Origin of the sequence: Marinomonas arctica (assembly GCF_003259225.1) — a bacterium.
Taxonomy (GTDB): Bacteria; Pseudomonadota; Gammaproteobacteria; order Pseudomonadales; family Marinomonadaceae; genus Marinomonas; species Marinomonas arctica.
In genome coordinates this window covers 252058-265284 of sequence record NZ_QHJF01000005.1, presented here as the reverse complement: position 1 = coordinate 265284, position 13227 = coordinate 252058, and the positions used below count along the sequence as shown (strand labels likewise).

General features: G+C 42.9%; 13 protein-coding genes. 5 read left to right on the top strand and 8 right to left on the bottom strand.

All coding sequences use genetic code 11. The annotated features are described in order from the left end of the window. Positions 1-32 precede the first annotated feature (32 nt). The 5 genes from sucC (at position 33) to DK187_RS21205 (ending at position 4226) form a co-directional block, all read left to right on the top strand. Positions 33-1199, top strand: coding sequence for an ADP-forming succinate--CoA ligase subunit beta (sucC, locus tag DK187_RS04745; protein WP_111606183.1), 1167 nt, complete (start codon positions 33-35; stop codon positions 1197-1199). Between the two features lie 2 nt (positions 1200-1201). Continuing rightward, a complete protein-coding gene (gene sucD, locus DK187_RS04740) occupies positions 1202-2074 on the top strand; it encodes a succinate--CoA ligase subunit alpha (protein WP_111606182.1) in 873 nt (290 codons plus the stop codon). A gap of 75 nt (positions 2075-2149) precedes the next feature. Beyond that, positions 2150-2365 carry a cysteine-rich CWC family protein gene (locus DK187_RS21545; RefSeq protein WP_111606181.1) on the top strand — a complete coding sequence of 72 codons (216 nt, stop codon included), beginning with the start codon at positions 2150-2152 and terminating at the stop codon, positions 2363-2365. Between the two features lie 78 nt (positions 2366-2443). Then, positions 2444-3667, top strand: a complete 1224-nt coding sequence (lhgO, locus tag DK187_RS04730) for an L-2-hydroxyglutarate oxidase (RefSeq protein ID WP_111606180.1) — start codon at positions 2444-2446, stop codon at positions 3665-3667. Positions 3668-3761: 94 nt separating this feature from the next. Beyond that, positions 3762-4226, top strand: coding sequence for a polyribonucleotide nucleotidyltransferase (locus DK187_RS21205; protein ID WP_188322973.1), 465 nt, complete (start codon positions 3762-3764; stop codon positions 4224-4226). A gap of 66 nt (positions 4227-4292) precedes the next feature. Here DK187_RS21205 and DK187_RS04720 read toward each other — a convergent pair whose 3' ends face one another. The 8 genes from DK187_RS04720 to DK187_RS04685 form a co-directional block, all read right to left on the bottom strand. Further along, complete coding sequence (locus DK187_RS04720) at positions 4293-4685, bottom strand: nucleoside-diphosphate sugar epimerase/dehydratase (RefSeq protein WP_111606179.1); 393 nt, start codon at positions 4683-4685, stop codon at positions 4293-4295. 6 nt (positions 4686-4691) lie between these two features. Further along, positions 4692-5375, bottom strand: a complete 684-nt coding sequence (locus DK187_RS04715; protein WP_111606178.1) for a response regulator — start codon at positions 5373-5375, stop codon at positions 4692-4694. Continuing rightward, the gene (locus DK187_RS04710) at positions 5372-6970 is read right to left on the bottom strand and encodes an ATP-binding protein (protein WP_188322974.1); all 1599 of its coding nucleotides are present in this window, start codon (positions 6968-6970) and stop codon (positions 5372-5374) included. The genes DK187_RS04715 and DK187_RS04710 overlap by 4 nt, the downstream gene beginning before the upstream one ends. Before the next feature lie 132 nt (positions 6971-7102). Beyond that, positions 7103-8386, bottom strand: a complete 1284-nt coding sequence (locus tag DK187_RS04705; protein WP_111606177.1) for a 2-hydroxycarboxylate transporter family protein — start codon at positions 8384-8386, stop codon at positions 7103-7105. 237 nt (positions 8387-8623) lie between these two features. Next, positions 8624-10342, bottom strand: a complete 1719-nt coding sequence (locus tag DK187_RS21480; RefSeq protein WP_111606176.1) for a GGDEF domain-containing response regulator — start codon at positions 10340-10342, stop codon at positions 8624-8626. A 13-nt stretch (positions 10343-10355) separates the two neighbouring features. Continuing rightward, a complete protein-coding gene (locus DK187_RS04695; protein ID WP_111606175.1) occupies positions 10356-10781 on the bottom strand; it encodes a response regulator in 426 nt (141 codons plus the stop codon). Then, on the bottom strand, positions 10774-12267 hold the full coding sequence (locus DK187_RS04690) for a sensor histidine kinase (RefSeq protein ID WP_111606174.1): 1494 nt from the start codon (positions 12265-12267) through the stop codon (positions 10774-10776). The genes DK187_RS04695 and DK187_RS04690 overlap by 8 nt, the downstream gene beginning before the upstream one ends. Before the next feature lie 162 nt (positions 12268-12429). Then, positions 12430-13206, bottom strand: coding sequence for an FCD domain-containing protein (locus DK187_RS04685; protein WP_111606173.1), 777 nt, complete (start codon positions 13204-13206; stop codon positions 12430-12432). Positions 13207-13227 lie beyond the last annotated feature (21 nt).

Genomic DNA, 13227 nt, shown 5'->3' with positions numbered 1-13227 from the left:
ATGTCAATCATTCAGATGAGCGGAAGAATCAAATGAACTTACATGAATATCAGGCTAAACAGCTTTTTGCTGAATACGGCCTGCCAGTATCTACAGGATACGCAGTAGACACGCCAGAAGCGGCAGTTGAAGCAGCGAAAAAAATTGGTGGTGACAAGTGGGTTGTTAAGGCTCAAGTTCACGCTGGTGGTCGCGGTAAAGCGGGCGGTGTAAAGCTTGTTGATTCTTATGAAGAAGTTGCTGCGTTTACACAAAACTGGATTGGTAAAAATCTTGTTACTTACCAAACTGATGCAAAAGGTCAGCCTGTTGCGAAGATTCTTGTAGAATCTTGCACTGACATTGCTAACGAATTGTACCTAGGTGCAGTAGTTGACCGTTCTACTCGTCGCGTTGTTTTCATGGCGTCTACAGAAGGCGGTGTTGAGATCGAGAAAGTAGCAGAAGAAACGCCAGAGCTTATCCATAAAGCGATCATTGATCCGCTTGTGGGTGCTCAGCCTTACCAAGCTCGTGAGTTGGCATTTAAATTGGGTCTTAACCCTACACAAATCAAACAGTTCACTAAAGTGTTCCTTGGTTTGTCTCAAATGTTCCATGATTACGATTTCGCGCTTCTTGAAATCAACCCACTTGTTATCACAGAAGAAGGCAACCTTCACTGTCTAGATGGCAAAATCGGTATCGACAGTAACGCTGTTTACCGTCAGAAGAAAATGCAAGAGTTCCACGATCCATCTCAAGAAGATGAGCGTGAAGCACACGCGGCTAAATGGGAGCTTAACTACGTTGCTCTAGACGGTAACGTTGGTTGCATGGTAAACGGTGCGGGCCTAGCAATGGGTACGATGGATATCGTTAACCTACACGGCGGCAAACCTGCTAACTTCCTAGACGTGGGCGGCGGTGCGACGAAAGAGCGCGTTGCTGAAGCGTTTAAAATCATCCTTTCTGACAGCAATGTTAAAGCGGTATTGGTTAACATCTTCGGTGGTATCGTTCGTTGCGATATGATCGCTGAAGGTATTATCGGTGCGGTTGAACAAGTAGGTGTTAACGTGCCTGTTGTTGTTCGTCTTGAAGGTACTAACGCAGAGAAAGGCCGTGAAGTTCTAGCAAACTCAGGTCTAGACATCATCGCTGCAACAAGTCTAAAAGACGCGGCTGAACAAGTTGTTAAAGCTGCGGAGGGCAAATAATAATGTCTGTTTTAATCAATAAAGATACTAAAGTAATCTGTCAAGGTTTCACTGGCGGACAAGGTACGTTCCACTCTGAGCAAGCGATTGCTTACGGAACGAAAATGGTCGGCGGTGTTACTCCTGGTAAAGGTGGTCAAACTCACCTAGGTCTACCTGTTTTCAACACAGTGAAAGAAGCGGTTGAGCAAACAGGTGCGGAAGCGTCTGTTATCTACGTTCCAGCGCCTTTTGTTAAAGACTCTATCCTTGAAGCGGCGAACGCTGGTATCAAACTAATCGTTTGTATCACTGAAGGTGTTCCAACGCTAGACATGCTTGACTGTAAAGTTAAATGTGACGAGCTAGGCGTACGTCTAATCGGTCCTAACTGCCCAGGTGTAATCACACCAGGCGAATGTAAGATCGGCATCATGCCTGGCCACATCCATTTGCCAGGTAAAGTAGGCATCGTATCTCGTTCTGGTACCTTGACTTATGAAGCAGTTAAACAAACGACTGATGCTGGCTTCGGTCAATCTACTTGCGTAGGCATCGGTGGTGACCCAATCCCAGGTACTAGCTTCATCGACGTATTGGAAATGTTCCAAAACGATCCACAAACTGAAGCGATCGTGATGATCGGTGAAATTGGTGGTACTGCTGAAGAAGAAGCGGCTGCTTACATCAAAGCAAACGTGACTAAGCCTGTTGTTTCTTACATTGCTGGTGTGACTGCACCTGCTGGTAAGCGTATGGGTCACGCTGGCGCGATCATTTCTGGCGGTAAAGGTACAGCTGACGAGAAATTCGCAGCGCTACAAGACGCTGGTGTTAAAACCGTTCGCTCTCTAGCGGACATCGGTGCTGCACTTAAAGAAATCACTGGCTGGTAAGCGAGTATTTTAAAGTGTGACGGATGATAAAATCCCTGCTTCGGCGGGGATTTTTTTTGCACTATTGATACATAAATGGGTATAACAATGAAATGTCCTTTTTGTAAAAGTGATAATGGTTGCGCGCTTGATGACAGTCAGACTTGTTGGTGTTTTCGTGTCATAGTCCCTGACGACATGATGGCGCTTATTCCACTACAGCAAAAAGGTATTGTGTGCGTTTGTCAGCGGTGCATTGAGTTTTATTGTACTGATAAGATAGGTTTCTTAAAAACATTCGATCTTGTATAGAGGGCTCTCTATTTTTTGGGGGTTGTTTTATGCCATTTTTGTTATGTGTTTTAACAACAATAAAAAAGGAATGAGGTAATGAGTGACACGTTCAAAAACTCTATTTATGACATTGCTGTGATTGGTGCTGGCATTGTTGGGCTTTCTACTGCATGGCAGTTACTTCAGCGTTATCCTAAATATCGTATTTTGCTCATCGAAAAAGAATCCGAAGTCGGGCAGCATCAGACGGGGCATAATTCAGGCGTGATTCACGCCGGTGTGTATTACGCACCCGGTAGTTTAAAGGCAGATTTTTGTCAGCGAGGAGCCAAAGCAACGAAGACGTTTTGCCTTCAACATGACATAGAGTTTGATGAATGCGGCAAGCTATTGGTTGCGACCAATGCACTTGAAAAAGAGCGTATGGACGCCTTATACCTGCGCTGTCAGGAGAATGGTTTAGAGGTGCATAAGTTAGACCAAGTTCAGTTAAAAGAGCGTGAGCCGAATGTGAAGGGGATTGCAGCACTGTTTGTTCCCTCTACTGGGATTGTGAGCTATCGGAAGATTTGCCAAAAGTTAGCAGAGCTTTTTGTGCAAAAAGGAGGGGAGCTTAGGCTAAATACCGAAGTAAAGCAGCTTGACGAAAGCCATGAACGCGTGGCGATCACCTTAAATAACGATGTGGTTCATACTTCCTATCTTGTGAGCTGTGGTGGACTAATGGCAGATCGTTTAACTAGGATGCTCAAGATTCCGACAGATTTCCAGATCATTCCATTCCGTGGTGAATATTATCAGTTGCCAGCAAAACATAATCGTATCGTTAACCACCTTATTTATCCTATCCCAGATCCAGATTTGCCGTTTTTAGGCGTACATTTGACTCGCATGATAGATGGTTCTGTGACCGTCGGTCCTAATGCTGTTCAAGGTTGGAAAAGAGAAGGCTATGGTCGAATTAATATAAGCTTGCGCGATGTATTCGATATGGTGCGTTTTCCTGGTTTTTGGAAATTGCTCATGAATCACTGGAAAACAGGACTGAGAGAGACAAAAAATTCTTGGTATAAACCGGGCTATCTAGCCCAAGTTCAAAAGTATTGTGACCTTGTTTCTTTAGAGGACCTGCAAGTATATCCTGCTGGAATTCGAGCTCAAGCAGTAATGAATGACGGCAGTTTGGTGCACGATTTTTTGTTCGCACAGAGTGCTCGAACCTTACACGTTTGCAATGCGCCTTCCCCAGCGGCGACAAGTGCCTTTCCTATTGGTGCTTATATTATTGACAAGCTCGATGAACAAATAACGTCTGTGTAGTGCGAAAGCATTGTGAAATAAAAGAGGCTTAGTTTGTGCTGTCATTCACGGCACTGTAGAGTGTCATGTTGGTAATCATTTATAAGGAATAAGTATGATAGGCTTAAAAAACAATCTAGGTTTTACTCATCTGGCGCGTGGTATTGCAGCCGCCTTATTTATTACTCAAGTTACAGCATGTGGTACGTTACTTTACCCTGAGCGTCGTGGTCAAACGAATGGCCAAATTGATGTGGGTGTAGCGGCATTGGATGCGATTGGTTTGTTGTTCTTCTTTGTTCCTGGTGTGGTGGCTTTTGGTGTGGACTTTATGACAGGTGCTATCTATTTGCCAGGCGGTGGTGTGGCAAGCTTAACTGATGATGAATTGAATTCGATAAAAAATGGATCTGATTCGATAGACGTTGAAAAGTTTAAAACAGTGATGGCACAGCGTAGTGATATTGTATTGCCAAAAGACACATTTACAGATCAATTAAATGTGATTGCAATGTCATCTACTCAGTCTCTTAAAGCAGCTATGAATCTGTCTAACCAACAAGTTGCCTTGGTTCAATAATCGTTGTGATATTCACGTCTTGATCTTTAAGCTAACAAGCAACGAATTTAGTTTAAAGATCTGGCGTCATAGCGCCTGATACACGATTGTCTGCATCGTCTTTATATCTTGGCCTGTTTCTAGTGTTATCAGCTTGGCTTTCGTTTTAAAAATACCTTCCCAAATATTGTCGGCGATACTGATCGATTCTCCCTGAATTTGTATGATCAATTTCACGTCGTGTTTACGCACTAGGGCTGATATTTCGCTAGGTGAATAGACCGTTGAGCCGTGCACTTGTGTTCTGTTATTCCATGGCTCGTCATCAATGAAGGCAGTGATTTCAATAGTATGTTCGCTCTGCTTATTACCATCTAATAGGGCTCGAGCCAATGAAAAACATAGGTAATCTATGCCAATAAAAATGACGTTTGTCGGCTTGGGTTTGCGCCAAAATAAGCGTTTTAATTGATTGAGCATGTGGTGTCACATCGTTTTGCTATAACGTTGTTTGGGTCTACCGCCTGTTTTGTAATCAAGTGTCATACTCACTTGACCCTGAGCTTCTAAGTATTCAAGGTAGCGTCTAGCCGTGATTCGACTAAGCTTGATGGCGTCCCCTATGTCTTCCGCAGTAAAGGGGGTTTCATCCAAAGTTTTTAGGTATTGTGTTAGCTTTTCTAGGGTGTTCTCATCGATACCCTTTGGGGTTTTTCGACTGCCATCAGGGGTAGCGTTTTTTCTAAATAAGGCATCAATATCTTGCTGATCTATTTTGTTGTGTCGAGTGAGGCGCTTTCTAAAGTCTAAATAATCATCCAGAGCTTGTAAGACACGAGACATACGGATGGGTTTGACCAGATAATCCATTACCCCAAGTTGAATGGCTTTTTCAATGGTGGAGGTTTCTCTTTCCGCGGTGGTCATAATAAAAGCACTGGTGACGCCTTTGCTTTTTAATAGTTTAATGAGATCAATGCCGCTGCCATCCGGTAGCGAAATGTCTACCATGATGAGCTCAGGTTCAAAAGCTTCCGCTTTAAGTTCGGCTTCTAGCTGGCTTTCGCAGGCAGCAACGACATAAAAATCGGTATGTTGGTTGATGGTACTTTCTAATACGTAGCTAGCACGTAGATCATCTTCCACTATCATCACAGGAATGCGATTCATCTTGTTAGCGCTCGTTTGTCTAAGTAAATACTAAATACAGTGGTGTTCATTTCACTGCGTTCCCAATCAAGACTGCCATGATATTGATCAACGACTTTTTTGACCAGATACAGCCCAATACCATGTTGTTCTGTGTTGTGTTTGCTACTGACACCGAAGTCTAATATTCGGCTTTCTAATTTTTCGTCAACCCCAGCGCCGCTGTCTTCGATCTGAATCATGATATGAGCATTGCGGTCACTGATATACAGTTTTACGAAGGGCGCTATTAGTAATCTATTGGACCATGCGGCAAGCAAAGCATTGTCTATTAAATTTCCCACTAATGTCACTAACGCTTCATTGGTTTTGGCTGGGTATCGACCAAGCTGGCAATCACTTTCAATAAGCAGCTCAACTTTTAGGTCTTTGGCTTTGTTGTGTTTGGCAAAAATAAGGCCTGCTACGGCGCTGTTTTCAATCGTTTTAATGATGCGCCTTAACGCCGCCTGATCGCCATCGCTTTCTTGTTGCAAGAATTCTATGGCATCTTGGTAGCGTTCTGCTTGTAGCATCCCTGATAGTACGTTTAGGTGGTTGGCATATTCATGGGTTTTAGCGCGTAATAAATCCGCATAGTTTTTGGTCGTCGTTAGCTCTTGTTCTAATGATTTTTGTCCATGATCTGGAAAAAATACAATCACGTAACCAACATCACCTTTTGGGCTTTTAATAGGGTACAGATTGGCAATAAATTCCAGTTTGCCCAAATTGAATTTATTTTGCGTCATTTGCCCTTTTGCTTCTAAGGCAAAGTGGGAGAGGCTTTGTGATTGTTCACTTAATGGCTTGTTTACCACTTGTGATGAACTGAGCACATTCATGGTTAGCCATTCTATGGCCATGCTGTTAATAGCGGTCACGTTTTGTTGGTGGTCAATCGCCACAATGCCATCCCGAATGCTGTCTAAAATCAATTCGTGTTCTTTGAATTTTTGCACTATTTCTTCGGGTTCAAGTGATAAAAAAGTCCGTTTTAATTTAGCGATTAGTACTATCGCAATAATAACCCCAAGTAGATAGACAAAAATAACCAATAAGCCCGCTTCGCGAAGATGTTGGTGTATCAATTCGCTGGTAGTCTTTGTTAGGTAACCAACACTCACCGCACCAATAATGCCAGTATCATCCTTGATGGGAGTAAAATTACGAATCGCTTCGCCAAGTGAACCGCTGGCCACACTAGTGGTGTCTATGCCTTGTTGTAGCGAGGGGTAGATGTCATTACCGATGAACCTTTTACCGATTAATGATTCGGTAGGGTGACTTAAACGGATGGCATTTTGGTCGACAACCACAATGTATGAGGCATCGGTTTTGCTGCGTAAATTTTCAATATGATTTTCAATAGAGGCCGGTTGCCCGCTATTGCTGGCACGTGCAGCCTGAATGACTTTGTCATCTTGAGCGACAACACGAGCCAGCTCTAATCCGCGTTTGCCAATGCCATCTAAATACGCATGTTGCAAGGAGTAACCAAATACTAACGCGACAGCCACTACAATAATGGTGATGGTCGCAATGGTAATTAAGGCAAGGTAAGACTTGAGTGTCATCGGCGCTTCATTAACATGAAAAAAAGAAGCGTGATTATACAGCATACAGACTAAGGGCTAAACAAAAGGCAAAAATAGAAAAGGCAAAAACAGGGGATGTTTTTGCCTTTTCATCTGTTTACCCGTTTGGTATTAAGCGATTGCTTGAACCACTATGGTGGCAAGAATCAGCATGAAAGCGCCGCCAATTCGAGAAGAAATTTGTGCGAATGGCATTAGTTCCATACGTTTACTTGCCGCAAGCACGGCCACATCGCCTGTGCCCCCCATGTTTGCCATGCAAAGACCGCCAGTAATGGCCGCTTCGATAGGGTAGAAGCCCATTAGCCAACCGATTAACCCTGCGCCAAATACAGCCCCAAGTACTGTAATTAACACCAGTAAGAAATACATTGGAGACAAAGCATCCAAAATTTGGTTCAGATCGGTATAAGCCACGCCAATACCAACCAATAGAGCGGGCGTTAAGTTGCTAACGACAAATTTGTACCAAGAGAACGCGGCTTGTTCTAGTGCTTTTGGCATGATGCCCGATACCTTGATCAAGGCGATCGATAGGATCATCAATGCATAGGTGTGCATGCTGATATAATTTGACAGTAACGTACCAAGAAAATACATGCTGACTGCCAACAAGGCACCAACGCCTAAAATAGTCACGTTAAGAGCTGAGGCTTTTTGATCTTCTTCCTTAATGGAATTTTGACCACGAATAAGCTGACCATTACCCGTTAAGCTGGGTGCCATTTGGCCAACTTTGTGCAACAAGCCTGCCATGACGATGGCAATTGCGTTACCAATTGCTAAGGCGGGAACCATTTGCGACATAAGGGATTCAGCACTCATGCCGGTTTTACCTGACATGATTTCAACCAATGGTACCGCGCCTGCACCCATGCCTCCGCCCATAATAGGAAGTGCAATCAGCATTACGGAATCATAAAAGTTTTTACTAACCAACATACCGACTAAACCGGTAAAAAGACACGCAAAGAAAGCTGATCCTAAAATGACAGGAATATATTTTAATGCGGCTTTTTTAAGTGTTTGAGTGTCCATGCCAAAAATAGAGCCGGTCACTAGGCTGGCGACATAAAAAGACAAGAAACCGCCACTTTTCATGAAAGTAGTCACAGTGCTTTCAGCACTAGAAGGAAATAGGTCGCTGTGAAATAAATAAGCAGAGCCGAAAATAACAACAATAGCACCACCACCAAAAAATTGGTTAATAATCGGTGTTCTGTCGCCAATATAGTTAAGAATAAAACCAATAATGACCATAATTCCTAATGCCCCTATCATGCCACTCGGCATCTTGCCTGCAAAGGTAGCTAATAAAATAGTGATAGCGGCTATGGCCAATATGATTTTGCTGGTGCGCTGATCTTGCACCGTCATAACATCGTTAGTGATCATGATAGACTCTCTTTTTTTGCTTGTTTTAATGTGCGCAGAAGTCTACCAACCTTCTTTCTAAGCGGAAGTTACTTTTCCTTTAATGAAACTAAAAAGTGGTTTTGAAACTTTTGTAATACTTGTGTTGGTGTTTTTTTGCACAATCAGTTGTGTGTTTTGTCATGATTGAGTCTATGGGAAGGTGTTAAAGCATCCTTGCCTTAGAGGAAATAGAGGCCAGTTTTGACGTCATGTTTTTTAATGAAGCTGATGTTTTTGTCTGTATGATAGTATCCAAGTACTCATTTTATCAGCGGACATTGGCTTAGCGATAAAATATCCTTGGCCATGTTGACAGCCCATTTCAATCAGTGTTTGCTCGTGCTCAAGTGATTCCACGCCTTCGGCGATAAGTTTGTATTGAAAAGCTTGGCTTAGAGCCACAATGCATTTCACAATGGAGCGGTCTTCTTGATTGATTAAAAGGTTTTGTATAAATCCTTTATCAATTTTTAGGGTATTGAGAGGTAATTTTTTCAAATAGTTCAATGAAGCATACCCTGTGCCAAAATCATCCAGTGCGACCTGAACTCCTAATTGGCAACACGCTTTTACCACCTCTACTGCCTGATTAATGTCACATATCGAGACTGTTTCTAATATCTCAAGCTCTAATGATTTTGGCTGAATGTCTGGCATACTTTTTAGTAACAGGCTAAGTCTTTGAACAAAGTCTTTGCTTAATAAGTGAGCTGGCGCAATATTCACACTAATGACTACGTTATTTTCCCGCCATATTTTATGTTGACGAAGCGCTTCTTGTAGAACCCATTCGCCAATCAAAATACCCGTATTCGGGTGTTCTAATACTTCTGCAAAATCCGCCGGATAAAGAAATCCCATCGTCGGATGATTCCATCGAATAAGCGCTTCTACTCCGATTAACTTATGTTCTACCATATTTATTTGTGGCTGATAATGCAGTTCGAACTCATTGTTTGCAATGCCTTTTTCTGCGGCCTGTAACATAGCCCTTCGGGCAAATTGGCGACGTTCCTCTTCCGGATTGAAGAATAAGATATTATTGCTGCCTAAATTTTTAGCTTGATACATGGTTTGATCGGCACGCCGCAAAATGGTATCAGCATCTAGGCTGTCATTTGAAACCAAAGCCACGCCTATACTGGCCGACACCTGAACATGGCAATCAAAAGCTTCTAGTTCAATTGGCGCATTGACCAACTCAATGAGTTCTTTGAGAAAGTCATTGCATTCGTCTTTGCTTGTGACATTACGCAGCAATAGAACAAACTCATCCCCACCAATTCGAGCTAAGGTATCACTTTTGCGAAGCAGACCTTTTAATCGGTTGGCGATGGTCACCAATACATAGTCACCCGTATCATGGCCGTAATTGTCATTGACAGGCTTAAAGTTATCTAAGTCAAGAAAAGCCACAGCAGCGGATTCTTCATGAATAATGGCTTGTTGTAAATGCTCTAAAAGCAGAGGACGACTCGCTAATCCGGTAAGATTGTCGTAGTGAGCCATGTCGTGTAGCTTTTTGTCTATTTCGGCTCGATGCACTGAGCTAATAATAGCGCGAATAAGCTGAGTGCTCTGCAAATGGTTCTTTAATAAATAGTCACTTGCACCCAGACGCATAGCCTGGGCGGCAACTTCCTCATCTCCTAGGCCTGTTACCATGATAACGGCGCAGCGTTTTTCTAGAATAGTGCGGATATGATTGAGAAGGGTTAACCCCGAATTTAGTCCTAATCGATAATCCACAATGACACAGTCAAAATCTCCCTCTTTTAAATAGACCATCGAGTCTTCAATCGAAGACGCTTCTAATACATGAGTTTCAATATCAGATTTTGACAACATGCGGCGAAGACGTTCTCTATCCACATCGTCGTCGTCAACCAGCAGAAGTTTTAAAATATGCCCAGTATCGTTAATGGTTGATTCCATGATTCCTCCTGAATCAGCGGTTTGGTTCGACAGCATTTTTATAAGCATGTAAAAGGGCGGCTAGTTTTGCGAACTGTGGGCCAACTGAAGATTTTACCATATAGCCCGCAACATTATTGTCATAGGCACGTGATCGGTCATTATCATCATTTGACGTGGTGAGAATGAAAATAACCGTATCTTGTAATTTCTTATCATCTCGGATGTATTCTAGGAATTCGAAGCCATTCATAACCGGCATATTGAGGTCTAATAACACCAAATAGGGCGTTTTTAACGCTCTGGTTGGGTGCTGATTTTTTAAAATATCTATGGCAATTTGACCATTTTCTGCGTAGACCAAATGAATATCGGGAGCCACTTTGCGCAGCCCACGGGTGATCGATTCTGCTGCGACATCATCGTCTTCTACGATTAAGACACTTAACTCTCTAATCATGGTTATCCTTCCTTAAATAACGAGGCCACCACACATGAAAGGTGACCCCACGTTGATGCTGATTGGCTTCGACACTAATACGACCGCCATGGGATTCCACCAGCCGTCGGCTGACGGAAAGGCCAATACCTGTGCCACCACGCTCGCTTGCTGTGATGGTTTGGAATAATCGGAAAATGCGTTCATGGGCTGCCGCAGGAATTCCAGGTCCATCATCGCAAATAGAAAAATGACAGAAATTATTTTCTACAATGCAGCGGATTAAAATGTTACCTACTTTAGTATCATGGTGTTTAATCGCATTGCTAATCAGATTACGCATGACGGTTTCAAGCGGTACCCAGGTCGAAATAAAATGTGTTATTTGAATGTCTCGCTCTAAATGCATACCTTCTGGTATTTCAAGTAGTTCAAAAACGTTATCTAACAAGACGTTTATATCAATCTGTTGGGTTATAGCGTCTTTTTTTCCCGCTCGGGCATAGGTTAATAGATTGTCAATCAGCTGTTCCATACGTTGAATGCGAATATCAATGCGATCCAGATTATTGCTCACCTCTGGTAAGGCGTCTGGGCCGAGATCTTCTTTTACCCACTCTAATAAATCGGCAATACCTCGAAGCGGTGAGCGTAAGTCATGGGACGCAACATAGGTAAACTCTTCAAGGTTGGTATTAATCTCACGCAGCTCCTGCTCCATGCGCTTGCGTTTGGTAATGTCCAACAAAGATACGAACACCATGTTGTTACTGTGTTCATCTTCAAAGGGGCTCAAGCCTATTTCAACGGGAAACTCTCGGCCGTCTTTGTGTAGTGCGGTCAGGTCTCGACCAACTCCCATCATGCGAGGCATGGGGTTTTGATGAAAGGAGCGCCGCAAATCGCCGTGATGGTGTCGGTAGCGTTCTGGTAATAAGAGATCAAGGGGCTGATTCAATAACTCTTCTGCGCGATAGCCGAAGCATTCGCAAAGCATAGTATTTGTAACACGAATAATGCCATTTTCATCAACCACCAACACACCATGAGGCGCGTCCTGTATAGAGCGCTGGAACATATTATTGGCACGCAGTCTTGGTGTCAGATCAATCAAAGTGGCCAATACCAGTGTGTGCTCACCTTGCTCAATTGGATTCAAACCAATTTCTATAGGGATCAGCACCCCGTCTTTACGCCGAGCATGCAGTGCTTGACCCGCTCCCATTTGCCGTTTGCGCGGTCGGCTAAAATACTGACTCATGAGATGTTTGTGATTTGACCTAAGTTCGTCAGGCAGTAAAAAATCAATATCCATCCCAAGTAACTCGGTCGCTGAGTAGCCTAATATTTCCGTCAGTGAATCATTTACGAATAAGATACGTGCTTCAGTGTTAACCACCATGGCACCCATTGGTAAACAGCTAACTAGTTCTTGTAAAAAAGTGTTTTCCATTAAATTTTTGTTGCTCAAGAGAAGGGACGATTCCGTGTTTTCGGTATGGTTCATCGATCGCACCATTTAAAAGACGATTCTTTAATATAAATAGACTAAGAATGAATACACAGCAATGAGCAGGACAGAGAGATTTGTTAAAAAGCGTATCTCAAATAAAATAAAGAGGGGAAAGGTGATTCCCTTATTCACTAATAAGGGAGGAGAGGTTGTTGATCAGCCACATGGGGGCTGTACAGGGTTTGAACTAAATAAGTAACCATCAAAATTAGGGTCTTGGTGTTCCGATAATGCCATTAATGTGTTTTTGACGTTCTCTAGGTGGCGCCACATTGCCATACGTGCGACATCGGGTTTTCTTTGTTGAATGGCCAGCAATATATTTTCATGATCGATTAGCCATTTTTTACGGTAAGCTCGATCAGTAATATGAGAGTGTAACTGTTTCCACATTGGGCTATTTTCGCGTCGCTCCCATAGGTTTTCAACCAGATCAACCAGCACACTGTTTTGTGTGGCTTCGGCAATAGCAAGATGGAAAAGCTTGTCTGCTGCGTGATCATCATCATGAGTATCAAGATTTTGTTTCTCAAGTTCTAAAGCATCACGCATTTTAAGAATGTCTTTTTTGGTCGCTTGAGTGGCGGCAAACTCAGCAACATGACTCTCAAGGAGCTGTCTTGCTTGCATCATTTCAAAAGGGCCAACATCATCCTTATCTAACGACTCTTCAAATGTATCTGACGATTTAATGCTAGTTGGCTGCTTGAGAAGATAAATACCACTGCCTTTACGAACTTCCACAATGTCCATTAGCTCAAGCATGATTAATGCTTCTCGTAACAAGGTTCGGCTAACGCCTAGTTGTTCAGCAATATCACGTTCGGGAGGTAAACGGTCTCCTACTTTATATTGGCCTTGCCTAAGTTCCTCGTATAACTTAAGTCCCACCTCTTGGTATAGGCGCTTTGGTTTTACAAGTGTATTTATCATAGCTTTCTACTTTAATTAAAT

What these genes read in the sequence shown, in the direction of transcription:
- sucD (WP_111606182.1), top strand. Translation starts at nt 1,202, where the DNA reads ATGTCTGTTTTAATCAATAAAGATACTAAAGTAATCTGTCAAGGTTTC.
- DK187_RS04715 (WP_111606178.1), bottom strand. Translation starts at nt 5,375, where the DNA reads ATGAATCGCATTCCTGTGATGATAGTGGAAGATGATCTACGTGCTAGC.
- DK187_RS21205 (WP_188322973.1), top strand. Translation starts at nt 3,762, where the DNA reads ATGATAGGCTTAAAAAACAATCTAGGTTTTACTCATCTGGCGCGTGGT.
- DK187_RS04690 (WP_111606174.1), bottom strand. Translation starts at nt 12,267, where the DNA reads ATGAACCATACCGAAAACACGGAATCGTCCCTTCTCTTGAGCAACAAA.
- DK187_RS04695 (WP_111606175.1), bottom strand. Translation starts at nt 10,781, where the DNA reads ATGATTAGAGAGTTAAGTGTCTTAATCGTAGAAGACGATGATGTCGCA.
- DK187_RS04705 (WP_111606177.1), bottom strand. Translation starts at nt 8,386, where the DNA reads ATGATCACTAACGATGTTATGACGGTGCAAGATCAGCGCACCAGCAAA.
- lhgO (WP_111606180.1), top strand. Translation starts at nt 2,444, where the DNA reads ATGAGTGACACGTTCAAAAACTCTATTTATGACATTGCTGTGATTGGT.
- DK187_RS21480 (WP_111606176.1), bottom strand. Translation starts at nt 10,342, where the DNA reads ATGGAATCAACCATTAACGATACTGGGCATATTTTAAAACTTCTGCTG.
- DK187_RS21545 (WP_111606181.1), top strand. Translation starts at nt 2,150, where the DNA reads ATGGGTATAACAATGAAATGTCCTTTTTGTAAAAGTGATAATGGTTGC.
- DK187_RS04685 (WP_111606173.1), bottom strand. Translation starts at nt 13,206, where the DNA reads ATGATAAATACACTTGTAAAACCAAAGCGCCTATACCAAGAGGTGGGA.
- sucC (WP_111606183.1), top strand. Translation starts at nt 33, where the DNA reads ATGAACTTACATGAATATCAGGCTAAACAGCTTTTTGCTGAATACGGC.
- DK187_RS04720 (WP_111606179.1), bottom strand. Translation starts at nt 4,685, where the DNA reads ATGCTCAATCAATTAAAACGCTTATTTTGGCGCAAACCCAAGCCGACA.
- DK187_RS04710 (WP_188322974.1), bottom strand. Translation starts at nt 6,970, where the DNA reads ATGACACTCAAGTCTTACCTTGCCTTAATTACCATTGCGACCATCACC.